The sequence below is a fragment of the Bacillus glycinifermentans genome (assembly GCF_001042475.2).
Lineage (GTDB): Bacteria > Bacillota > Bacilli > Bacillales > Bacillaceae > Bacillus > Bacillus glycinifermentans.
The window spans coordinates 59,287-85,074 of record NZ_LECW02000024.1 but is presented as its reverse complement, the minus strand read 5'-3'; the positions used below and the strand labels follow the sequence as shown (position 1 = coordinate 85,074).

The window sequence follows — 25,788 nt, the reverse complement described above, 5'->3', positions numbered from 1 at the left end:
ATGCTGATGGAAAGTGTATTGCAGCGTTTCATGAAATGGGAAAGATTGCTGCAAATGCAAAACAAATGATGAGAGCTTTTCTTTTTAGAGAGGCTTTTTTTAAAACCGTATTTTCAGCCATGAGAGCAAACCGCCGCGGATTTTTATCATCCAAACGAAAACGGCCGGCGTTAGGTCCCAGTACATATGATTTACAGGAAATATTTAGACTATCTAAATATAGAATCAGTTAAAATAATAGATTTGAAAGTAATTTACAAAATATTTCTGATAGCATGAAAATGTTATTAGTATACGGTGCTTCTGAAAAATGTTTTCTAAAGGAGAGTATGACAATGAAGGACACTGACATTGCATTGGAACCTGTTGCAATTATTGGAATCGGATGCCGCTTTCCGGGAGGAGCAAATAGTCCGGAAAGCTATTGGGAATTATTGTCGGGAGGTGTCGATGCGATTTCCGAAATTCCTTCTGATCGCTGGGATATTGAAACTTATTATGATCCAAACCGTTTTAAAAAGGGAAAAGCGGTTTCAAAATGGGGAGGATTTCTCGATAGGTTTGATCAATTCGACGTCGAGTTTTTTGGCATGTCTCCCAGGGAAGCCGCCAGCCTTGATCCTCAGCAGCGCTTGTTATTGATGGCAAGCTGGGAGGCTTTAGAAGACGGCGGACAGGTTTTGGAACGATTGGCCGGGAGCGATACGGGGGTGTTCATCGGCGGTTTTACGCTTGACTATAAACTGCTGCAATTTTCAGAAAGCAACCGCGATCTTGTAGAAGCCCATACGGCAACAGGTTCAATGATGACGCTTTTATCCAATCGGCTCTCATATTCGTTCGATTTTCGCGGTCCGAGCGTTTCGGTCGATACAGCCTGTTCTTCATCCCTTGTCGCCGTTCATTTAGCTTGTCAAAGCTTGTGGAATAAAGAAACATCATTGGCGCTCGCCGGCGGTGTAAACGTCATGCTGAAGCCGGATTATACGATCGCTGAGTCAAAGGCCGGCATGCTGTCGCCTGACGGGCGTTCGAAAACATTCGACTCGGGTGCAAACGGATATGTACGAGGAGAGGGTGCCGGCGTCGCCGTTTTAAAACCTTTATCAAAAGCTCTGGCTGACGGAGACCAGATTTACGCAACAATTAAAGCGACGGCGGTCAACCAGGACGGTCACTCCAACGGGCTTACCGTACCGCGGGAAGAGTCCCAGGAAGCACTGCTGCGGCAGGCATATGCCAAGGCGGGAATCGCTCCGGGACAAGTTCAGTATATGGAGGCGCATGGTACTGGAACACCGGTGGGCGATCCGATAGAGGCAAACGCTTTGGGGAAAGTTCTGTCAATCGGCCGCCGAAAGGGAAGTAAATGCTACATCGGTTCGGTAAAAACCAATTTTGGACATACGGAAGCAGCCGCGGGGATAGCCGGTTTGATCAAAGCCGCCCTTTGCCTGAAGCATAAAGCGATTCCTCCGCATCTTCATTTGAACGATCCAAATCCGCAAATTTTGTTTGATCAGCTTTCTTTGCAGGTCCCTCAAACTCTGACGCCTTGGCCTGAAACAGACGAACCTGCAATTGCCGGCGTCAATTCCTTCGGTTTTGGAGGAACGAATGCTCATGTCGTGCTGGAAGAAGCGCCAGCCGCAAACCCGGCTTCTGCCAGAACATGTGAAGAAAAGCCGTATATTTTTCCGATATCGGCCCGAAGCACGGAAGCGCTGAAAAACATAGCGGCAATTTATAAAGAACTGCTGGAAACAAACGGCTCAGCTCAAGACCTTCATGATCTTTGCTACTCTGCGAGCACACGGCGGACTCATCATAGTTACCGGCTGGCGGCCGTCGTCAATTCAAAAGAAGAATTAACCGATCGATTGCGTGCCTTTCTGAAGGAAGAGCCTCAGCCTGGACTAAGCGTGGTACAGGAAGTTCAGAATCATGACTTGATCAAGGGAGCAACCGCCGCCTTGCCTGTTGTGTTTGTATATTCAGGAATGGGACCTCAATGGTGGGGAATGGGACGGCAATTGCTCGAAAAAGAGCCGGTATTCCGTCAGGCGGTTGAACAAGTCGACCGGCTGTTAAAGCAGTATGGCAGCTGGTCGGTGCTAAACGAAATGCTGAAAAGCGAAGAGCAGTCGCTGATGGATGAAACAGAGTTCGCTCAGCCTGCGATCTTTGCATTGCAAGTGGGGCTTACCGCCTTATGGAAATCGTGGGGAATCAAACCTGACGCAATCGTCGGTCACAGCGCCGGGGAGGTGGCGGCCGCATATGCTTCAGGGGCGTTATCCATCGAACAGGCGGTCTGCGTGATTTATCATCGCAGCAGATTGCAGCAAAAAACAACGGGCATGGGCAGACTAGCGGCAGTCGGCCTTTCACTGGAAGAGGTACGGCCGTTGCTGGAAAAGCATCAGGACAGCGTGTCCATTGCCGCTGTGAACGGCCCTGAGTCGCTTACGTTAGTCGGTGATCCCGCCGCATTGGAATCGATCATGAAACCGTTAGAAGAGGATGGTGTTTTCTGCCGCTATTTGCGCGGAAAAGTTCCATATCACAGCCATTATATGAATCTTATAAAAGAAGAGCTGCTAGAATCCCTTCACGATTTGTCCCCAGAGCATCATACCACACCATTGTTTTCGACTGTAACCGGAAAACAAATCGATGGAAGAGAATTAACCGCCGATTATTGGTGGAAAAATGTAAGAGAACCGGTGCTTTTTGCTTCAGCCATAGAAGAGCTGATTCAATCCGGCTATTTTACCTTCTTAGAAATCAGTCCTCACCCTGTATTAGTCAATTCAGTTTTAGAAACGTTGAAAAACAAAAATGCAAATGGAACCGTTTTGGCATCGCTGCGCCGTTATGAAGATGACAAGATCAAGCTTTTGGAAGCGCTGGGAGCGTTATATACCGCAGGCTGCCAAATCGATTGGCCGATGTTTTATCCGGAAGGAGGCAGATTTGAACGGCTTCCGGCGTACCCTTGGCAGCTTGCGCGTTATTGGCAGGAATCCGAATTGTCAAAGTTTGATAGATTGGGAGACAAGGTTCACCCGCTGTTAGGCCGCAGAATATCTTCACCGCTGCCAACTTGGGAATCGGAAGTCAATCCGACGCATTTGCCTTACTTGGATGACCATCTCATTCAGGGAACTGTCGTTTTCCCGGGAGCAGCATATGCTGAAATGGGACTGGCTGCGGCTAAAGAAGTTTATCAGCAGTCCGTTTCGATATTGACGGTTGAAAATGTTACATTTCATAAAGCATTGTTTATAAACGGCCAGGAAACAGTCAAACTTCGTTTGATTTTTAACCCGAAAGATGGAGAGTTTACGATTTACAGCAAGCCTTATCATGAAAAACGGGAGTGGGAGCTTCATGCATCAGGCAGGCTGATTGTGCAAAATGCTGTTGCGCCTCAGCCGATCGATGCAGATAAATTAAAAAAACGCTGCCTCAGGAAAGTTGAAAGCAAGGAATGCTATCAGCAATTCCGGACATTGGGGCTTGAATACGGACCGGCTTTCAAAGGGATTGAAACGCTTTGGCAAGGATCGGATGAAGCCCTGGCAAAGGTAGCGATTCCTGCCGGGCTTCGGGCTGAAGTTTCAGACTACCACTTTCATCCGGCTGTGCTTGATGTTTGTTTCCAAGTACTGGCCGCAGCGCTGCCTTTTTCAAAGGAAGGTCATGCGGAAACGGTTTATATGCCGACAGGGGTTGAGTCTGCTTATATTCCGGAAGGAACCGGGAAAACTGCTTACCCTGAAGTAAAACCCGATATGTGGGTTTATGCGCGGATTAACAGCCGGAACGACTCCGTTCTAACCGGCGATATCTTTATGGCAGATGAGCGGGGAAACATCATTTTGAACATTAAAAACTGCCATGCAAAATCTCTGAAGGATCAATCAGCTGAGCAAAATGTGCTGAAGGAACAGTCGTTTTATGATTTGCAGTGGAAGGTGCAGCCGTTCACAGAAGCAGAACACACAGAAGAGAAGCCGGCCAGACAAGGCAAATGGCTGATCTTTGCTGATCAGGGGATGGCCAAGCTTTTGGCAGAACGCGGCGAGCCATATGTCATGGTCTATCCGGGAGAACGCTTTGGCAAATCCGAACAGGGCGATGCGTACCGGATTCAGCCTTCTGATCCTGAGCAATTCCGCAGGCTGATTACCGAAACGGGAGGAAGCGACTTACATTTAAAAGGCATCGTTCACTTGTGGAACCTTGATGCGGCAGATCCGGAGCAGGCAACATGTGAAGATGTACGCAAAGCAGAGCTTCTTGGCAGCATCTCGGTTCTCCATCTTGTACAGGCTTTAGCTGCGTTTAGCTGGAAAACGGCACCGCGTTTGTGGGTGATAACGAGAAATGCACAAAGCGTTGTGAAACATCATCCTCCGCTAAATGTACTGCAGGCTCCGGTCTGGGGGCTTGGCAAAGTGATTCATCAACTTGAGCACCGCGACATGAAGGGCGGTTTAATCGACTTGGGCCGGCTTTCTGATTCTTCTGAAGCAGACTTGATCTGGGGCGAAATTGCGGCGCAAAGTCATGAAGATCTGATCGCATTTCGAGACGGCAGGCGTTATGTTGCGAGATTAACTGAAAGAAAAGACCTGCGTTTGCCGGCGGCTCCTGTATTCCGTTTTGATGGCAGCTATTTAATTACGGGTGGGTTTGGGGCACTTGGCTTATTAGCTGCCAAATGGCTTGCCGAACGCGGTGCGCGCCATTTGATTTTGATGGGGCGTCAGGCGCTGCCTGAGCGTCATACTTGGAACGGGATCGGCTCTGATCATCCAATGGCTGATCGAATTAAAGCGGTGCAAGAGTTGGAACGGCTGGGCGCGACGGTTCACGCAGCTGCTGTGAATGTAAATGATGAGCGAAGTCTGGCGGCTTATATAAACGCATACCGCCAAGAGAATTGGCCGGAGATTCGCGGCATTGTTCATTCTGCCGGCGCAGCTCTGCCTCAAATCCTCCTTCAGGTTCAGCGGAAGGAATTCAGCCGGGTCATGGAACCTAAGACAATAGGCGCATGGAATTTGCACAAACAATTTGAACACCATTCTTTAGATTTCTTTGTCTTATTCTCATCCATCGCTTCACTCGTCGTCTCAACCGGGCAAGGAAGCTATTCGGCGGCAAATGCCTTTATGGACGGGCTCGCCCGTTACCGGAAAGCGAAAGGCCTGCCGGCTTTAAGCATTAACTGGGGACCGTGGGGACAAGCGGGAATGGCTACTCAGCTTGATTTGCTCGAATATTTTGTTCAGCGCGGGTTTTATCCGATGACAAATGATCAGGGGCTGGAAGCCTTCGGGCATCTGCTCGGTCAAAAAGACGCCCAGGCTGCCGTTCTCGGAGCTGACTGGACGCGCGTGATAGAAGCCAATTTCCGCGGCTTTAAGCCGAGCCTGCTGGAGGATGTTGCCGTTCAAGATAAAGCCGATTCGCCAGACCCGTCCGCCGGGGAGCAGAGTAACGATCCGCTGGAAGAACTTTTGGCGCTGAAAGATCCAGCAGAACGGCAAACGCTTATGATGTCACATCTCCAAGATATAGCGGCCCGCGTGCTTAGTCTAAGCCGTTCAAAACTGTCGCCTGAACAATCGCTGAGCAATTTCGGTTTAGACTCCATGATGGCGATTGAGCTGAAGAATCGCATAGACGACCATTTTAGAATCAACATTGCCATTGTCGACCTGCTAAAAGGACCGAGCATCGTCCAACTGTCAAAACAAATCTCGGCTCAGATAACGGACCTTTCCGCAGAAGGGGCTGATGAGGAGACAGCAGAAATCCTTCAGGAGCTTGAGAATTATTCAAGCGATGAGCTAAAGGCATTGCTCAACGAAATTTCTGCAGGGGAGGAAAAAGAGTGAAAGACTTTAGGAAAAAGTTCGAAACCCTTTCATCTGACAATAAAGCCCTTGTGATTGAAATGATGAAAAAGAAGGCGCGCACTAAAGCGGAAGACTCTATTCCGGTTCAGCCCCGCGAGTCTGATGAATTTCCGCTTTCCTTTCCGCAGCAGCGTTTATGGGTATTACACGAAATGGAACCGGGAAACCCGTTCTACAATGTGCCCAGCGGTTTTCGTTTGAAAGGTGTATTGCGGCGTTCGCTTTTGCAAAAAAGTTTGGACGAAATGTGCAAGCGTCACGAAATTCTCAGAACCCGTTTTTCTGCAGCGGAAGACGGACAGCCTGTTCAACGGATTGAACCGCATTTCACTCGATCTTTGGATATCTTCGATTATCGTCATTTGGACCGTGAAGAGCGGGAAGCCGAAAGTCAGCGCCGGATTCGCCAAGAGATTCTAAGACCGTTTGACTTGAGTGACGTTCCCTGGCGTGCAGCGTTATTTTGCTTGAGCGATAGCGAACATATTTTGCTTTTAAGCATGCACCATGTTATGTTTGACGGCTGGTCTTTACAAGTATTTATGCAGGAGCTGCTGGCCATCTACTCTGCTTTCAGCGCCGGAAAACCGAATCCTCTTTCCGAACCGGCGCTTCAATATGCAGACTTTTCCTGCTGGCAGCGGCAATCCGTACGGGAGGACGTTTTACATAAGCAGTATGAATACTGGGAGAGAAAGCTGAAAAACGTTCCGGTACTGGAACTTCCGGGTGATCGTCCCCGTCCCGGTGTGCAAACATATCGTGGTTCCGGGTATACATTCCCGATCCCGAAACCGTTGTATGATTCCCTGAAAAAATTGAGCCGGGATGAAGGCGCTACTTTATTCGCCGTTTTGCTGTCTGCTTTTAAAGTGTTGATTTTCCGCAATACTCATCAAGAGGACATTGCCGTAGGCACGCCTGTTCACGGACGAAGCTGCAAGGAATTGGAGGGGATGATCGGCGTCTTTATTAATATGCTGGTCCTTCGCTCAAGATTATCCGGCAATCCTAGCTTTCGCACCTTATTGCACAGCGTCCGCGAGGAAACATGGAATGCATTGTCCAATCAAGAAGTTCCTTTTGATCAATTAGTAGCCCGTCTGCAGCCGAATCGTTCGTTAAGCCATAGTCCGCTGTTTCAGGTAATGTTTGCCTTGCATCAATTCATGCCGGCAATGAGAATTTCCGAACTTGAGCTGGAGTTTATGCATTTGGACACCGGCGGGTCAAAATACGATGTGTCTCTGGAGATTTACGAGAAGCCCGAAGGTTTGTCATGCCATTTCGAATATAATACAGACATTTTTAACCGTGATCGCATTGAGAGAATCGGAATGCAATATTACGCTCTGCTTGAATCTCTCGTATCCGACCCGGCCCGCCGGATTGAGGATATCGCTTTGACACACCTATTAAGCGAAGAAGAAAGAAGACAAAATATCCGGCTGCGAAATGAGACGTATTGGCTGAAGCAGCTTTCCGGCGAACTGCCGGTGCTGCAGCTGCCGGTTGACAGGCCGCGCCGGGGCAAAGGCTTTACAGGGGATGCTGTGGGCATAACTGCCGGGGCTGAATTGAAGCAGAAACTGGAGCGGCTGGCAAGGGAGAACGGAGCAACATTGTATATGGTGCTGCTTAGTGCATACCAAACATTGCTGTCACGCTATAGCGGACAGGAGGAAGTGATTGTCGGATCGCCCATGGCCCGTCAGCTTTCCGGCTCAAATCGCGCCGCTGAGATGATGTTTGCGGCCCTACGGGGATATCCGCAAACCGGGAAATCATTCCATGCATTTTTAAAGGAAATGAAGGAGGTCTCAATTGGAGCGTTAGAACATTGGGAAATCCCGTTTGAGAGCCTTGCAGAGAAGCTGGAGACGGGGACTGGAGCGGGCCGAAAGCGAATGTTTGACGCTATGCTTGTTCCGGACGGACCGGTTATTGACGAAGATGATCACTCAAGAATGCAGGAGGCCTTCTCTTTGGAAAGTGACTCGGCAATCAAACCCGACCTCACCCTCGGATACGGAACAGGCGGATCAGGTATTGCGTTTCGGTTTCGATACAATCGGGAGCTTTTCGAGCGGGAAACGATCATGCGCTGGACGAGCCATTGGCTGCGGCTCTTGGAACAGGTGGCAGAAAAACCCGGTATCCAGCTTGGAAAGATCGATCTCTTAACCGAGGAAGAAAAGCTGATGCTCCGCTCATGTAACGACACAAGAGCGGCTTATCCGCAGGATAAAACAATTCACCGGCTGTTTGAAGAACAGGCAGAACGGACGCCGGATCAAGAGGCCGTGGTGTTTGAAGACAGGCGGCTTACATATCGGGAGCTCAATGCCCGAGCAAACCGGCTGGCACGTATTTTACGGGAGAAAGGCGTCGCGCCGGATGACATTGTCGGGCTGATGGCGGAGCGTTCTGTTGAGATGCTCGTTGGCATACTGGGAATTTTGAAGGCGGGCGGGGCATATCTTCCGCTCGATCCAGACTACCCGGAGGAACGGATCGCTTTTATGCTCGCTGACAGTCATGCCAAGTGGCTGTTAAAGGAGCCTCAAAACGGCGGCCGCATATCGTTCTGCGGAGATACCCTCATATTGAACGAAGCAGACGAGCTTACGGAGATCGAGCCAAATCTGCCGGCTGCGGCAGGGCCGCGTAACCTGGCATATGTTATTTACACCTCGGGTTCAACCGGTAAACCGAAGGGTGTCATGGTTGAGCACCATTCAGTCATCAATCGCTTGCAGTGGATGCAAAAGCGCTATCCGCTTCAAAAAGATGACGTGATTTTGCAAAAAACGCCATTCAGTTTTGATGTTTCCGTCTGGGAGCTGTTGTGGTGGGGAGAAGCAGGCGCGAAGGTTTGTTTGCTTCCGCCGGGGGGAGAAAAAGACCCGGATATTTTACTTCAGACGATTAAACGGCATGGCATTACCACGCTTCATTTCGTCCCGCCGATGCTGTCCGCTTTTCTCAACGCATTGGAGGACGGAAAGCGCATTGACTCTATCGGAAGCATTCGCCGGGTATTTTCCAGCGGTGAAGCTTTACCGGCAAGTCTTGTGAAGCGGTTTCAGCGTTTCATTTCTCGCAAAACCGGGGCCGGGCTGATCAATCTGTACGGTCCGACAGAAGCAACGGTCGACGTGAGTTATTACGATTGTCCGCAAACGGAAACCGTTTCAAGGGTGCCGATCGGAAAACCGATTGATAATATTCAATTATTTGTTGTCGGAGCACAAGGGATGCTTCAGCCTGTCGGAGTTGCCGGAGAGCTGTGTATCAGCGGGGCTGGACTCGCACGCGGCTATTTAAACAAGCCCGGGCTGACGGCTGAGAAATTCGCGGTCAATCCGTTCGTGCCCGGTGAACGGATGTACAGGACCGGAGACCTTGCCCGCCGGCTTCCTGACGGGAGCATTGAGTATCTGGGAAGGATCGACCATCAGGTGAAAATCCGCGGGTACCGGATCGAGCTGGGCGAAATCGAACATCGTCTGCTGGCCCACGAAAAAGTAAAGGAAGCAGCCGTAATGGTGAAGGAAGGCGCTGATGGAGACAAAATACTTTGCGCTTATTTTGTTGCGAACGTACCGATGGAAACAGACGAACTGCGCATTCATGCAGCAAAGATGCTGCCGCCTTTTATGGTGCCCGCTTTTTACGAGCAGCTTCCGCATATGCCGCTGACAGCAAACGGCAAACTGGATCGCAAAGCACTGCCGGATCCTGAGCATGTATCTAGAGCAGCATATGTAGAGCCCGCCTCCGGAACAGAGACAGAATTGGCTCGTCTCTGGCAGGACGTGCTCGGGCTTGAACGTGTCGGCGCCGCCGATGATTTTTTCGAGCTGGGGGGGCACTCACTGAAAGCAATGACGCTTGCGGCGCGCATTCATCGGGAATGGGGGGCTGAAGTTCCTTTAAGGGAAATATTCCGCTGTTCGACATTAAGAGAACTTGCGGCGCGGATTGTGGAGAATACGGGCACATCTCGCTACGCTGAAATCAAACCCGCTCCTTATCGCGAGACCTACCCGGTTTCATCAGCTCAAAAACGAATGTACGTGCTGCAGCAAATGAACCCGGAGGCAACGATTTACAATATGCCGGCAGTTTTTGTGATAGAAGGAGTATTAGACCGGAAGCGGCTGGAACGCGTATTTCGACGTCTGATAGCCCGTCACGAATCGCTTCGCACGCAATTCGGCATGATTGGCGAAACACCGGTACAGCAGGTGCTAGAACGTGTAAGTTTTGACGTTTCATATGTTAACGAAATAAACGGTGATGCCGAACGGTGGATGCAGTCCTTTGTTCAGCCGTTTGATTTGAGCAAAGCCCCACTGCTTCGGGTCGGGGTGATGTCGCTGGGGGACGAGCGGCATCTGCTGGCGGTTGACATGCATCATATTATTTCTGACGGCGTGACGGCGAGTCTATTCATCAATGAGTTCAGCCGTTTATACCGCGGCGAGAAGCTGGCGCCGCTTTCGATCCAGTACAAAGATTTTGCCGTCTGGCAAAATGCACGGCTGGAAAGCGAGGCCTATAGGAAACAGGAAGCATACTGGCTGAAGCAGCTTGCCGGTGAGCTCCCGGTGCTGCAACTTCCGGCTGACAAGCCGCGTCCGCCGGTGCAGAATTTTGCCGGGGATGCCGTATTATCAACCGCTTCCGCAGAATTAAGACAGAAGCTGGAGGAGCTTGCTCAAGAAACAGGGGCGACGCTGTATATGGTGCTTTTGGCCGCTTATCAAACATTGCTGTCGCGCTACAGCGGACAGGAAGAAATAATCGTCGGCTCTCCGGTTGCAGGACGGCCGCATGCGGATCTCGAGAAAATCGCCGGAATGTTCGTCAACACGTTGGCCATGAGGAGCTATCCGCAAAAAAATAAAACTTTCCGAATCTTTCTTGAAGAGATGAAGAGAACAGCGCTTGAGGCATACGAGAATCAAGAAGTGCCGTTCGAGGCGCTTGTTGATAAACTCGGAGTCCCCCGCGATGTCAACCGGAATCCTGTATTTGATGCGTTGTTTGTGCTGCAGAATGCGGAAGGCGCAAAGCTGGAGATGGATCGGCTGACATTGCATCCGTATGAACAGGTACACCCGATCGCCAAGTTTGATCTGACTTTGCAGGCAGAGGAAAAGAACGGAGAATTGCATTTTACATGGGAATACAGCAAAGAGCTGTTCGAAAGGGAGACCATAATGCGCTGGACGGGGCACTGGCTTCGTTTGCTCGAACAGGTTGCGGGCAATCCGGACACGCTGCTCGGCGAGATTGATTTGTTGACCGAATCTGAAAAACGACAGCTGCTTGTCGCATTCAATGACACGAAGGCAGATGATCCAGACGATAAAACAATCCATCAGTTGTTTGAGGAACAAGTAGAAAGGACTCCGGATCGCATTGCGGTTGTATTGGAAGATCAGCAGCTTACATACAGGGAACTGAATGAAAAAGCCAACCGTTTGGCAAGGGTCTTGCGGGATAAAGGAGTGCATCCTGAGGATCTCGTCGGTATTCTCGTAAACCGTTCGTTAGACATGGCGGTTGGCGTTCTGGGAGTATGGAAAGCCGGCGGGGCATACGTGCCGATCGATCCGGATTATCCCCTGGAACGTATTCAATACATGCTTGAAGAAAGCCGAACGAAGCTCCTGCTGGCCCATCGGGATCTGACGGAACAAATTTCATTTTCGGGAGAAATCATCGACTTTACGTCTCTTCAAATCAATCAGCAGGAGAACACGAATCTTGAATCCGTTTCAAGACAGGAGCATTTGGCATATGTAATGTTCACATCGGGGACGACAGGCCGGCCAAAAGGAGTCATGATTGAGCACCGCAACCTTCAAAACATGGCGCATGCCTGGAACAAAGCCTACCGGTTGGACGGGGGAACAGCTAATGTACTGCAAATGGCAAGTTTTTCTTTTGACGTTTTTGTCGGGGATATGACGAGGGCTCTGGTACACGGCGGAAAAATGGTTATTTGTCCAAACGACTCCCGCCTTGACCCTGCCGCCGTATACAATCTGCTGATAAGCCATGACATCCATTTGCTTGAAACGACTCCTACGATGGCGCTGGCATTTATGACATATATTGAGGACAACAATCTGGAGACAGGAGCGCTCGAGCGGCTTATCGTTGGTTCAGACAGCTGTCCGGCAGCCGATTTTAACCGGCTTCAACAGACATTCGGGACTCGTTTGAACATCTTGAACTCCTACGGAGTAACTGAAGCTTGCATTGACGCGAGCTATTATGAACCGGCCGGAGGAAGCCTTTCTTCATCGGGTTATGTGCCGATCGGCAAACCCATCTCGAATGTGAAGCTGTACGTTACCGACGGGAATCGTCATTTGCAGCCGATCGGAATACCGGGAGAGCTTTGTGTAGGCGGAGCGGGGGTTGGCCGCGGATATTGGAACCGTCCGAAATTGACGGCCGAGAAGTTTCTTCCAGACCCGTTTGTTCCGGGTGAACAAATCTATAAAACAGGTGATTTAGTAAGATGGCTGCCTGATGGAAATCTTGAGTATATAGGGAGAATCGACGATCAAGTAAAAATCCGCGGATACCGGATTGAATTAGCAGAGATTGAACACCGGCTCGCAGCACACGAAGCAGTAAAGGAAGCTGTGGTCATTTCAAGGGAAGACGGCAGCGGCGACAAGACGCTGTGCGCCTACTTTACTGCGAAGCAGCCGGTAGAAACAAACGAGCTCCGCGTCCATATTGAAAAGTCGCTGCCGCCGTATATGGTGCCGTCTTTCTTCACAGAGATCGAGTCTATGCCGCTGACACAAAACGGCAAGCTGAACCGCAGGGCGCTGCCGGAACCGGATCGCTTATCGGGTGGGGCTGAATATGTTGAACCGGAAACGGCAACAGAAGCGCATCTGGCCGCTTTGTGGGAGGAGGTGCTCGGAATCGAAAAGATTGGAGCCGATGATAACTTTTTTGAGTCAGGCGGCCATTCGCTGAAGGCCATGACGCTTATATGGCGCATCCGCAAGGAATGGGGGACAGAGGTTCCGCTGCGTGAACTGTTCCGATATCCGACGGTAAGGGGACTTGCTGCATGGATTGATGAATATCAAAATGCTTCACGATTTGATGAAATCAAACCCGCGTCGCCGCAGAAGACATATGAATTGTCTTCTGCGCAGAAACGGATGTATGTACTGCACCAGGTGGATCAGAAAGCAACGACTTATAATATGCCGACGGTTTTTGTACTTGAGGGCCGTCTTGACGTCGAAAAGCTGGAACGGGCATTTAAAGGGGTCATCGCCCGTCATGAATTGCTGCGTACGAGATTTATCATCGACGATAGGGAGCCGAAGCAGCAGATCGAAAAGGAAGTGGCGTTTGCGCTCTCATTCCTGAACGGCTCAGAAGAGAAAGCCGAGCAATGGCTCCAATCTTTTGTACGGCCGTTTGAATTAAGTACAGCGCCGCTCCTGCGGGCTGGTGTGATGGCTGTATCTGAAGAAAGATATTTATTAGCAATAGACATACACCACATCATCGCAGACGGTATGACAGTGAGCCTGCTGGTCAACGAGTTATGCATCCTGTACAACGGAGCAGAACTTGCACAGCCTACGCTTCACTATAAAGATTTTGCCGTCTGGCAAAACGCCAGAATGAAAGATGAAGCCTGTGCGAACCAAGAAGGATACTGGCTGAAACAGCTTGACGGCGAACTGCCGGTGCTTCAGCTGCCGACTGACAAGCCGCGGCCGGCGGTCCAAAGTTTTGCAGGCGACGTTGTGGAAGGAACAACCGGCACTGTTTTGAAGGAAAAGCTCGACAGGCTGGCGCAAGACACGGGAACGACAATATATATGATTCTTTTGGCTGCCTATCAAACGCTCTTGTCTCGTTACAGCGGGCAGGACGACATCATCGTCGGCTCGCCGATTGCAGGCCGAATGCATTCAGATCTTGAAAAAATTCCCGGAATGTTCGTGAATACGCTGGCGATGCGCGGCTATCCGCGAGGAGAAAAGGCGTTCAGCGTCTTTTTAAAGGAGATAAAGGAAACCGTACTGGGGGCATTCGAACATCAGGAAGTACAGTTTGAAGCGCTTGTCGAAAAGCTCGGAGCACCTCGGGACGTCAGCCGGAACCCCGTATTTGACGCAATGTTCGTCATGCAGAATACGGAAGACGCAGAGCCGGTTTTGAACGGGCTGTCTCTGAAAACGTATAAACTGATACACACGATTGCCAAGTTTGACCTGACGCTTCAGGCAGAAGAGAAAACGGAGGGACTGAAGTTCACCTGGGAATACAGCACAGCCCTGTTCGAACGGGAGACCATTATCCGCTGGGCAGGCCACTGGCTGCGGCTTCTTGAGCAAGTGACCGGCAACCCGGATATTCAGCTTGGGAAGATTGATTTTTTATCAGAGAAGGAAAAACATCAGCTTCTATATACTTTTAATAACACAAAGGCTGATTATCCGCGGGATAAAAAGGTCCACCAATTGTTTGAGGAGCAGGTGGAACGGACGCCGGACCATGCCGCTCTTGTCTTTAAAGATCGGCAGATGACATACCGGGAGCTAAACGAACGGGCCAATCGGCTGGCGAGGACGCTCAGATCCGCAGGGATAAAGACAGAACAGCCTGTTGCTCTCATGGCCGAACGCTCCTTAGAGATGGTCGTCGGTATTTTCGGGATCTTGAAAGCTGGCGGCGCCTATGTCCCGATTGACCCGGAATATCCCGAAGAACGGATTCGCTATATGCTAGATGATTCAGGTGCGGACATGCTGCTGCTTCATTTGCAAGAACGGATACCTTTTTTGGGAAAAACAATCGTTCTCGATGATGAAAAAGCCTATAGCGTAAACGATTCGAATCTAGAAGCGATCACAGGGCCGGATCATGTAGCGTACATGATCTATACGTCAGGGACAACAGGAAAGCCAAAAGCAGTCATGGCCGAACACCATGGATTATGTAATCTAACGCTCATATTCGAGAAAAAGCTGCCTATCAGCCAACAGGACAAAGTCGTACAATTCGCCAGTTTATCTTTTGATGCTTCTTGTTGGGAAATCGTCATGTCGCTGCTCTTCGGAGCAACTTTATACATCCCTCATGCAGAAGCGATTTTAGATCATCGTTTGTTTGAGCAATTCATCTATAAAAACGGGATTACAACGGCAACATTGCCTCCTGCTTATGCCGCTTATCTGCGCCCTGAGCAGGTTCCGACGTTAAGAAAGCTGATTACAGCAGGGTCGGCTCCTCCTGTTGAACTTGTCCGGAGATGGGGAAATAAAGTGACCTATTTTAATGCTTATGGGCCGACTGAATCTTCCATTTGTTCGGCACTCTGGCAATTTGACGGCTCCATGGCAAGCGGATGTGTTCCAATTGGCAGCCCGATTCATAACCATTTCGTGTATATCCTGGATATACACGGCAACCTGCAGCCTATAGGAGCTGCAGGAGAATTGTGCATCGCAGGCGAGGGGCTGGCGCGTGGATACCTAAACCGCCCAGAGCTGACAGCCGAAAAATTCGCAGATCATCCGTTCAGAGCAAATGAAAAAGTGTTTAAGACAGGAGACCTTGCCCGCTGGCTGCCGGACGGAAATATCGAATATCTCGGCCGCATTGATCATCAGGTGAAAATACGCGGCTACCGGGTCGAATTAGGCGAGATCGAGCATCGGCTGTTGGAGCATGACGCTATAAAAGAAGCGGCGGTGATTGCAAGGGAAGATGCCGGAAGCGGCAAATTTTTATGTGCCTATTACGTGGCGAAAAAACCGGTAAATGTCAGCGAACTCCGCTCATTTATAAGAGCTGTACTGCCATCGTATATGATGCCGGAATTCTTCGCGGAACTCGAACAAATGCCGCTGACGCCAAACGGCAAGCTGGACCGAAAAGCGCTGCCGGAGCCGGACCGTAAATCTGCTGAAAATGTGTACGTTGAACCAGAGACTGAGACAGAAGAGAGGTTGGCAGCCCTTTGGCAGGAGGTGCTTGGAGTTGAACGAATCGGTGCCGCTGATCATTTCTTTGAACTCGGCGGCCAGTCGCTAAAAGCCATGACGCTCATGACGTACATTCAGCAGGAGCTGAAAACGGCTATTTCGATCAAGGAATTATTTCGTTTCCCGACAGTAAGGGAACTTGCAGGGCGGATCGATGCTGCCGCTGCACAATCAGCAAATCGATACATCAAGTATTTAGAAAAAATGACGCCTGAAAACCGGAAATTATTTTTCGAAAACGAACGAGACCATATTGTGAATGATATCGGAACAACAGGATATGACCATCTGTACAACATCTATGTTGGACGGCCGGATATTAGCCAAAGGGGGAAAAAACATGCCGATTGACTGGAGTAAATATGGGGTAATTGAGGAACATCCAAACGAACGTGTGCCTGAAAGAATTGAACCTGTTCCGCTTCAAGATGTCTATGCTCTCTCGTCAGCCCAGAAAAGAATGTATGTGCTTCAGCAGCTTGATCTGACGTCAACGGCTTACAACATGCCGCGGATTTTCATAATAGAAGGAATGTTAGAGCATGGCCGGCTGGAAAAGGCGTTTTCCGATCTGATCAGCCGGCATGAATCGCTGCGAACGCGCTTTTTCCTCAAAGGGGGAGCTCCGGTACAGCAGGTATTGCAAGACGTGCCTTTCACGGTGTCATTCACAAATGGAACAGAAGGAGAGGCGGAACATTGGGCGCAGTCATTCATTCAGCCGTTTGATTTACACGAAGCTCCGCTCTTGCGCGTGAAGGTGATGTCACTTTCAGATGAACGCCATCTCTTGGCAATTGATCTGCACCATATTATTGCAGACGGTGTTACGGTCAATTTGCTGATTCGTGAGCTTCTGGCGCTGTATCAGGAAAAAGAGCTCGCTCCGCTTCCTTTTCAGTATAAAGATTTTGCCGTCTGGCAAAATGCAAGGATGAAAAACGAAGCCTACGCCAAACAAGAAGAATACTGGCTTGAACTGCTTGCCGATGAACTCCCGGTACTGGAGCTTCCTCTTGATAAGCCGCACCCGGCGGTGCAAAGTTTTGCGGGGGATTCCGTAGAAACAGCGGCGGATCTGAAGCTGAAACGGAAACTTGAACTGCTGGCCCGCGAAAATGGAGCCACGCTGTATATGGTGCTGCTTGCGGCATATCAAACACTTCTCGCCCGCTACAGCGGACAGGATGACATCGTCGTCGGCTCGCCGATTGCAGGGCGTCCGCACGCCGATTTGGAAATGGTCGCCGGAATGTTCGTGAATACTTTGGCAATGCGCGGCTATCCCCAAATAGATAAAACGTTCAGGATCTTTTTAAAAGAAATCAGGGAAACCGTGCTGGAAGCTTTTGAACATCAAGAGGTACAGTTTGAAGGGATTGTTGAGAAACTCGGAATTCCCCGCGATGTAAACCGGAACCCGGTGTTTGACACGATGTTTGCATTGCAACATAAGGAAGAAGAACCTGTGCAGGACAGTTTGACATTTCGTTCATATGAAGTCAAGCACATGGCTGCCAAGTTCGACATTTTGCTTCAGGCAGAGGAACAAAGCGACGGGCTGCGTTTCATATGGGAATACAGGACCGCGCTGTTTGAACGGGAAACCGTCGAGCGCTTTGCGGATCACTGGCTACAGCTTCTCAGGCAAATAACGGATGATCCGGATATGCGGCTCGGAGAGATCGACTTGCTTTCGGACAGCGAAAAACAGCAGCTGCTCGTTACATGTAACGGCACGAAGGCTGATTATCCGAAGGATAAAACGGTCCATCAATTGTTTGAGGAGCAGGTAAAACGGACGCCGGATCATATCGCAGCGGTATTTGAAGATCGAAAGCTGACGTATCAGGAGCTAAACAGCCGGGCCAATCAGCTGGCGAGGATGCTCAGGAGAGCGGGAGTAAAAGCAGAGCAGCCTGTCGCCCTCATAACCGAGCGTTCCTTAGAAATGATCGTCGGTATTTTCGCAATCTTGAAAGCCGGCGGCGCCTATGTCCCGATTGACCCGGAATATCCCGAAGACCGGATTCGTTACATGCTGGAAGACAGCGGTACACAGATGATCCTAGCATCTAAAGCAGCTCAGCTCCCTTCTACAGATAGCAAAACAGTGTTTTTGATTGACGATGCAGCTGCAGCGCAGTATGACAGCTCCAATATGGAGCATGCGGCGGCACCGGAGCAATTAGCGTACATCATGTATACGTCGGGAACAACGGGCAGGCCGAAAGGAGTAATGGTCGAACATCGAAATATTGTCCATTTGACAACAAATCGTGCATATATACCGTTTGCGGAAATCGGCCGTCTTGCTCAGACGGGGGCGGTCAGTTTTGATGCTTCGGTTTTTGAAGTATTCGGAACTCTTCTGAACGGAGGTACGGTATATCCGGTAAGTAAAGAAATCTTGCTTGATTCGACGCGTATGAACCTTTTTTTAAAGAACAACGGAATTATGACCATGTGGCTAACCTCACCTTTGTTCAACCGTCATGCACAGGAGAATTCGGCAATGTTTGCCGGACTGCGGCATTTGATCGTTGGAGGCGATGTTCTGTCGGTTAAACATATTCACAAGGTGAAACGGTCATATCCGGAGCTGGTGCTGTGGAACGGCTACGGGCCGACTGAAAATACAACATTCTCAACTTGTTATCAGATTCAAGAAGAAAGTGAAATCATTCCGATTGGCCGGCCGATCAGCCATTCATCTGCTTATATCGTCAATTCGAAAGGACGGTTACAGCCTGTCGGAGTGCCGGGTGAATTATGTTTGGGCGGAGCAGGCCTGGCGCGCGGCTATGTGAATCAACCGGAATTGACGGAGGAGATGTTTGTTTCAAATCCGCATGCCCCCGGTGAGCGAATGTATAAAACAGGTGATGTAGCCCGCTGGCTGCCGGACGGAAACATCGAATATCTCGGCCGGTTCGATCAACAGGTTAAAGTCAGGGGACATCGGGTTGAACTGGGCGAGATCGAATCACGGCTGCTCGAACATGAATGTATTCAAGCAGCGGCTGTCACCGTGAGAGACAATGGAGCGGGCGATAAGGAGTTGTGCGCTTACTATGTAGCCATGCAGGCGGTTAAAGCAGAACAGCTGCACCATCATGTTGCCGCGGTGCTTCCTTCTTACATGGTGCCGGATTTTTTCACGGAAATTCCTTCATTGCCGCTGACGGCAAACGGAAAATTGGATCGACAAGCATTGCCGGAACCGGACCGGGCAACCGCCGCAGATTCGTATGTAGAACCGGCGACGAAAACAGAAGCACAATTGGCCGGCATTTGGCAGGAGATACTTGGCGTTGAACGCGTCGGTGCTACTGATCATTTTTTTAAACTGGGCGGCCATTCTCTCAAGGCGATGAGCCTTATATCACGCATTCACCAAGATATGGAATCGGACATGCGATTGCGTGAAGTATTCAGCCATCCGACAGTAAGAGAGCTGGCGTCATGGATAGACAGAAATGAAAGAACTTCGCGATACGCAAGGATTGAACCCGCTCCGCAGCAGGAAGAATATCCGGTGTCATCGGCACAAAAACGCATGTATGTCCTGCAGCAGCTGGATCCAAAGGCAACGGCTTACAACATGCCGGCGTTTATAATGCTTGAGGGTGAGCTCGACTATAACCGTCTGGAACAGGCGTTTCGGAAATTAATTCAACGGCATGAATCGCTTCGTACGCAATTTGTTCTCAGAGAGGGAATACCGGTTCAACAGGTGCTTACGGATGTACCGTTTATGATGGCTTATGAAAGCGAAACGGAAAAGAAAGCCAGGGTCTGGGTACAGTCGTTCGTTCAGCCGTTTGACTTGGGCAAAGCGCCTCTCTTGCGGGCAGGAGTTATGCCTGTATCAGATAAACAGAATGTGTTAGCGATCGATATGCATCACATCATTGCCGACGGTGTTACTGTAAACCTGCTGGTCAATGAACTTTGCATGATGTACGAAGGAGCAGACCTTGAGCCGCTTTCGATTCACTACAAGGACTTTGCGGTCTGGCAGAATGCCAGAATCCAAAGCGGGGACTATGCAACACAAGAAGCATACTGGAGGGAGCAGCTGGGCGGGGAACTTCCGGTGCTGCAGCTTCCGGCGGACAAGCCGCGGCCGGCAATGCAGAGCTTCGCTGGTGATGTCGTAGAAGCAACGGCAGGCCCGGAGCTGAAGAGAAAGCTTGAGCAAGCGGCACAGGAAAGCGATACAACGCTGTACATCGTGCTCTTGGCGGCATACCAAACGCTGCTGTCCCGTTACAGCGGGCAGGATGACATCATCGTCGGTTCGCCGGTCGCAGGACGTCCGCATACAGACCTTGAAAAAATCGCCGGAATGTTTGTTAACACATTGGCGCTGAGAGGGAATCCGGCCGGGAATAAGACGTTTCGGACATTTACAAAAGAAATGAAAGAAACTGTGCTGAGTGCCTTTGAAAATCAGGATGTACAGTTTGAGGCGCTTGTTGACATGCTCGGGGTGCGGCGTGATGTCAACCGAAATCCCGTGTTTGATGCCATGTTTGCGCTGCAGAACACAGATAACCCGGAGCTGACGCTGGACGGGCTCACTTTACGTCCATATGAACAGCAGCATACGATGGCCAAGTTCGATGTATCGCTGTTAGCAAAAGAGAATGGAGACACGCTTCAGTTTACGTGGGAATACAGCACAGAGCTCTTCGAACGGGAGACTGTTGAGCGCTGGACGGGTCACTGGCTGCAGCTTCTCGGGCAAATCACGGACAATCCGGATATACGGCTCGGAGAAATTGATGTGCTGACAAAAGCTGAAAAAGATCAGCTCCTTTTCTCATTCAACGATACAAAAGCAGAATATCCGCGAGATAAAACGATTCATCAGCTGTTTGAAGAACAGACTGAACGTACGCCCCGGCATACAGCCGTGCTCTATGAAGGCGGGCAAATGACGTATCAGGAACTGAATGCCAGAGCGAATCGGCTCGCGCGAATCCTGCGAAACAAAGGTGTCAAACCAGATCATATTGTTGGCTTGATGGTGCGGCGTTCTGTCGAGATGCTCGTCGGGATACTCGGCATTTTAAAAGCAGGCGGTGCATATCTCCCGATCGACCCGGACTATCCGGAAGAACGGATCCGGTTCATGCTGGAGGACAGTCAGACCAGATTGTTATTAAGACAGCCGGATGGCAAAGCGCCTATTTCGTTTAACGGAAAAAGCATCATTTTGGATGAAACCGAGGAGCTGTCGGGAATCGAGCCTAACCTGCCTCCCGCTGCCAAAGCAAACGATCTGGCTTATCTGATATATACATCAGGATCAACCGGAAAGCCGAAAGGCGTCATGGTCGAACATCATTCAGTCATCAATCGTTTACATTGGATGCAGAAATGCTATCCTCTCCGGGCTCATGACGTCATTTTACAAAAAACCCAGTTCAGCTTTGACGTTTCTGTATGGGAGCTTTTGTGGTGGGGAGAAGTCGGTGCGAAAGTTTGCCTGCTGCCGCCGGGAGGAGAAAAAGATCCGAAAGTGCTGTTCCAAACTATTGCGCAGCACGGCGTAACGACAATCCATTTTGTACCATCGATGTTATCTGCCTTTCTGGATGCTCTTGAAGACGAAAATCGCGTTGAACAGATACGAAGCGTCCGGCGGGTATTCGCCAGTGGTGAAGCTTTGCCGGCGGCATTGGTTGAACGCTTTCAGCGCCTGGTGTCCCGCAAAATCGGTGCCGATTTGATCAATATGTACGGGCCTACAGAAGCGACCGTTGAGGTGAGTCATTATAAATGTTCCAAAACGGAAGCTGTTACGACCGTTCCGATTGGAAAACCGATTGATAACCTCCAGCTTTCCATAGTCAGTCCCTATCAGGCAATGCAGCCGATTGGGGTAGCCGGCGAGTTATGTATCAGCGGAGCAGGTCTTGCCCGCGGCTACCTCAACAGGCCGGAGTTGACGGCGGAAAAATTTGTGAATCATCCGTTCATGACGGATGTTCGAATGTACAAGACAGGAGATCTGGCGCGATGGTTGCCGGACGGGAACATAGAATATTTGGGACGGGCTGACCAACAGGTTAAAATCCGCGGCTATCGGGTCGAGCTGGGAGAGATCGAGCATCGCCTGCTGGAGCACAAGGCGGTGAAGGAAGCGGTTGTGACCGCGCAGGAAGATGCAAATGGCGATAAAGCGCTGTCCGCCTATTTTGTTGCAAAACAGCCGTTGGCAGCGGAAGAGCTGCGTGTGCATGTTGCTTCGGAACTGCCGTCTTACATGGTTCCGGCGTTCTTCACATCGCTGCCGTCAATGCCGCTGACGGCAAATGGCAAGTTGAACCGAAAAGCACTGCCTGAACCAGACCGCGTGTCCGCCAGGCCGGAATATGTAAAACCTGCTACGGAAACTGAAGAACGCCTGGCGCTCCTTTGGCAGAAAGTGCTGGGTCTTAAACGTGCAGGTGCCGCCGACCATTTCTTCGAATCGGGCGGCCACTCATTGAAAGCGATGACGCTCGTTTCCCGTATTCACCGAGAGCTGGGAGCAGACATTCATTTGCGGGATATTTTCCGTCATCCGACGGTAAGGGAACTTGCGAAATGGATCGAGACGAATCAAAACACTTCATCACATGCGAGCATCGAACCTGCTCCGCAGCAGGAAACCTATGCAGTGTCATCAGCGCAGAAGCGCATGTATGTACTGCAGCAGCTTGACCCTCATGCAACAGCCTATAATATGCCGGCAGTTCTTGTATTGGAAGGAGATCTTGATCGTAAACGGCTTGAAAACGCGTTTCAATGCTTGATTGAAAGGCATGAATCATTGCGTACGCGGTTTATTCTCGCAGACGGAGAGCCGGTGCAGCAGGTCATGAAAAAAGCGCCGCTTGCGGTTGCTTATGCAGGCGGAACTGAAGAAGAAGCCGAACAATGGGCGCAGTCGTTCGTTCAGCCGTTTGACTTAAGAACGGCGCCGCTTTTGCGCGTAGGGGTGATGACGATATCTGCCGTCCGGCATCTGCTTGCTATTGACATGCATCACATCATTGCGGACGGTGTAACGATCAGTAATTTCATCAATGAGTTCAGCAGGTTATACGACGGAGCGGTACTCGATCCGCTCAAGATTCAGTACAAAGATTTTGCTGTATGGCAAAATGCCCGGATGGAAAGCGAAGCGTACAGAAAAAAAGAGGGATACTGGATAGAGCAGCTTGGCGGAGAACTGCCGCTTCTTCAGCTCCCGGCTGACAAACCGCGGCCGCCAGTCCAGAGCTTTTCCGGGGACGTATTGACAGTAACCGTTGAAGGTGAACAGAAGCTGAAGCTTGAACGTTTGGCCCGGGAAAACGGAGCGACGCTGTATATGGTGCTTTTAGCGGCATATCAAACGCTGCTTTCTCACTACACGAGACAGGATGATATCATTGTGGGCTCGCCGATCTCGGGAAGGCTGCATGCTGACTTGGAAAACGTCGCCGGAATGTTCGCGAACACTTTGGCCCTTCGCGGATACCCCAAAGGGGAGAAAACGTTCAAACGATTTTTAAAAGAGATCCGAGAAACTGCACTTGAAGCATTTGAGCACCAGGAAGTGCCGTTCGAGGTGCTGATTGAAAAGCTCGGTGTACATCGTGACATAAACCGGAATCCTATCTTTGATGCGATGTTTGCACTTCAAAATATGGAAAACGCGGAGCTGAAAATGGACGGGCTCACACTGCGTCCCTATGAACTCAAATACAAAACCGCCAAGTTCGATCTTACCATGCATGCAGAAGAGAAGGGCGAAGAGCTGCAGTTTACGTGGGAATACAGCACAGCGCTGTTTGAACGGGAAACCGTAGAGCGCTGGGCCGGGCATTGGCTGAGGCTTTTAAAACAAGTAACAGAGAATCCTGATGTACGCCTTGGGGAGATTGATCTGCTGACCGAAACGGAAAAAGATCAGCTGTTTAAAACGTTTAACAGCACGAAGGCCGATTATCCGGAAAATAAGACGATCCAACAGCTGTTTGAAGAACAGGCAGAAAGAACGCCGGATCATATCGCAATAGCGTTTAAAGACCGGACGCTGACATACCGGGAACTGAACAAACGGGCAAATCGGCTTGCCCATGCATTGCGGCGCCGCGGAGTTCAGCCGAATGACGTCATCGGACTTATGATGGAGCGTTCGCCGGACATGATCATCGGGATTCTTGGAATTTTAAAAAGCGGGGCTGCATTTGTGCCGGTAGATCCTGATTATCCCGCACAGCGAATCAGATTAATGATTGAAGACAGTTCAGCATCTATTTTTGTCGCTCAGTCACATTTAGCAGAACGGCTCCCTTCCGCCGTCACCATGATTGAAGCGGATAGCAGCGCTATGCGAAATGAATCTGAAGACAATCCGGCAGCAGTCAATGAACCGGAACACTTCTTTTATGTGATCTATACATCCGGGACGACAGGAAAGCCGAAAGGCGTGATGCTGAACCATCGCAATTTTGTCAATTTAATTCATTTTCAGCTTACAAAAACGGATGTTGATTTCAGTCATGCCGTGCTGCAGTATGCTACCTTCAATTTTGATGCGAGTTACCATGAAATTTTCTCAACGCTTTTGTCAGGAGGACGGCTGCAATTGATTACGAAAGAGCAGCGGACAGATGTGAATGAATTGCTGGGAATCATTGAAGACAACCGTATTCAGGTGCTCTTCCTGCCGCCTTCTTTCCTGAAATTCGTCTTTCAGAATAAAGATTATGCCGAGCGCTTTCCAGCGTGCGTCCGCCATATCGCTTGCGCCGGCGAGCAGCTTGTCGTTACTGCCGAGATGAAAAAGGCGCTCTGCGAAAAACAGATCACGCTTCATAATTACTATGGCCCATCAGAAACCCATGTCGTGACAACTTTGACGATGAAGCCGGGTGATCTGATCGATGATTTTCCGGCTATAGGAAAGCCGATCTCCAATACGCGAATATATTTGCTGAATGATTCAAAAAAACCGGTGCCGATCGGTGTCGATGGTGAATTGTATATTGCAGGAGACAGCGTTGGCCCTGGCTATATGAACCAGGCGCAGCTTACCGCCGAAAAGTTTGAAGCAGATCCTTTTCACAGCGGCGGAAGCATGTATCAAACAGGAGACCTGGCAAGATGGCTGCCTGACGGGAACATTAAATATATAGGACGGATCGATCACCAGATCAAAATTCGGGGGTACCGGATCGAACTTGACGAAATTGAGCAGCGGCTGCTGGCGCATGAAGCAGTGAAAGAAGCGGCTGTTATTGTGAGAGCTGACGCTGCCGGCGATAAGACGTTGTGTGCCTATTACACGGCGAAGCTGCCGGTTGGTACGGACGAGCTGCGCGGACATCTTGCATCGGCACTGCCGGCGTACATGCTGCCGTCATTCTTAACAGAGCTTGAGCGCATGCCGGTGACAGCAAACGGCAAGCTGAACCGCAAAGCATTGCCTGAACCGAAACATTTAGCCGGTGCGACTTATGTGGAGCCGTCCACGGCAACCGAAGCGCAGCTTGCTGTGCTTTGGCAGGAAACGCTTGGCCTCGACCGTGTCGGGGCAGACGATCACTTCTTTGAACTGGGCGGTCATTCATTAAAAGCGATGAATCTTGTAGCACGCATCCATCAGGAACTGGATACAGAGGTGCCGCTGCGGGAACTCTTCCGCCATCCGACTGTGCGAGAGCTGGCGGCATGGATTGAGGCCAATGGAAGCGCCTCGCCTTATGCTGCGATTCAGCCGGCGCCGCGGAACATCAAAAGGAAGGGGGACTAAAAAA

The 25,788-nt window shown here is 50.3% G+C and carries 3 protein-coding genes; all 3 read left to right on the top strand.

Going from position 1 to position 25,788, the window contains the following annotated elements; all coding sequences use genetic code 11:
* The first annotated feature begins 335 nt into the window (after window positions 1–335).
* From AB447_RS15500 to AB447_RS15490, 3 genes are read left to right on the top strand one after another with little or no spacing between them, the layout of a single operon-like run.
* The gene (locus tag AB447_RS15500; RefSeq protein WP_057957640.1) at window positions 336–5,912 is read left to right on the top strand and encodes a type I polyketide synthase; all 5,577 of its coding nucleotides are present in this window, start codon (window positions 336–338) and stop codon (window positions 5,910–5,912) included.
* Window positions 5,909–16,336 (top strand): non-ribosomal peptide synthetase, encoded by a 10,428-nt coding sequence (locus AB447_RS15495; RefSeq protein ID WP_053075382.1) that lies wholly within the window; start codon window positions 5,909–5,911, stop codon window positions 16,334–16,336. The genes AB447_RS15500 and AB447_RS15495 overlap by 4 nt, the downstream gene beginning before the upstream one ends.
* The gene (locus tag AB447_RS15490; RefSeq protein WP_057957639.1) at window positions 16,326–25,784 is read left to right on the top strand and encodes a non-ribosomal peptide synthetase; all 9,459 of its coding nucleotides are present in this window, start codon (window positions 16,326–16,328) and stop codon (window positions 25,782–25,784) included. Before AB447_RS15495 ends, AB447_RS15490 begins: the two co-directional genes overlap by 11 nt.
* The last annotated feature ends 4 nt before the right edge of the window (window positions 25,785–25,788 follow it).

Bases quoted from the DNA above. Each gene is read 5' to 3' on its own strand.
- AB447_RS15500 (WP_057957640.1), top strand. From the start codon at position 336: ATGAAGGACACTGACATTGCATTGGAACCTGTTGCAATTATTGGAATC.
- AB447_RS15490 (WP_057957639.1), top strand. From the start codon at position 16,326: ATGCCGATTGACTGGAGTAAATATGGGGTAATTGAGGAACATCCAAAC.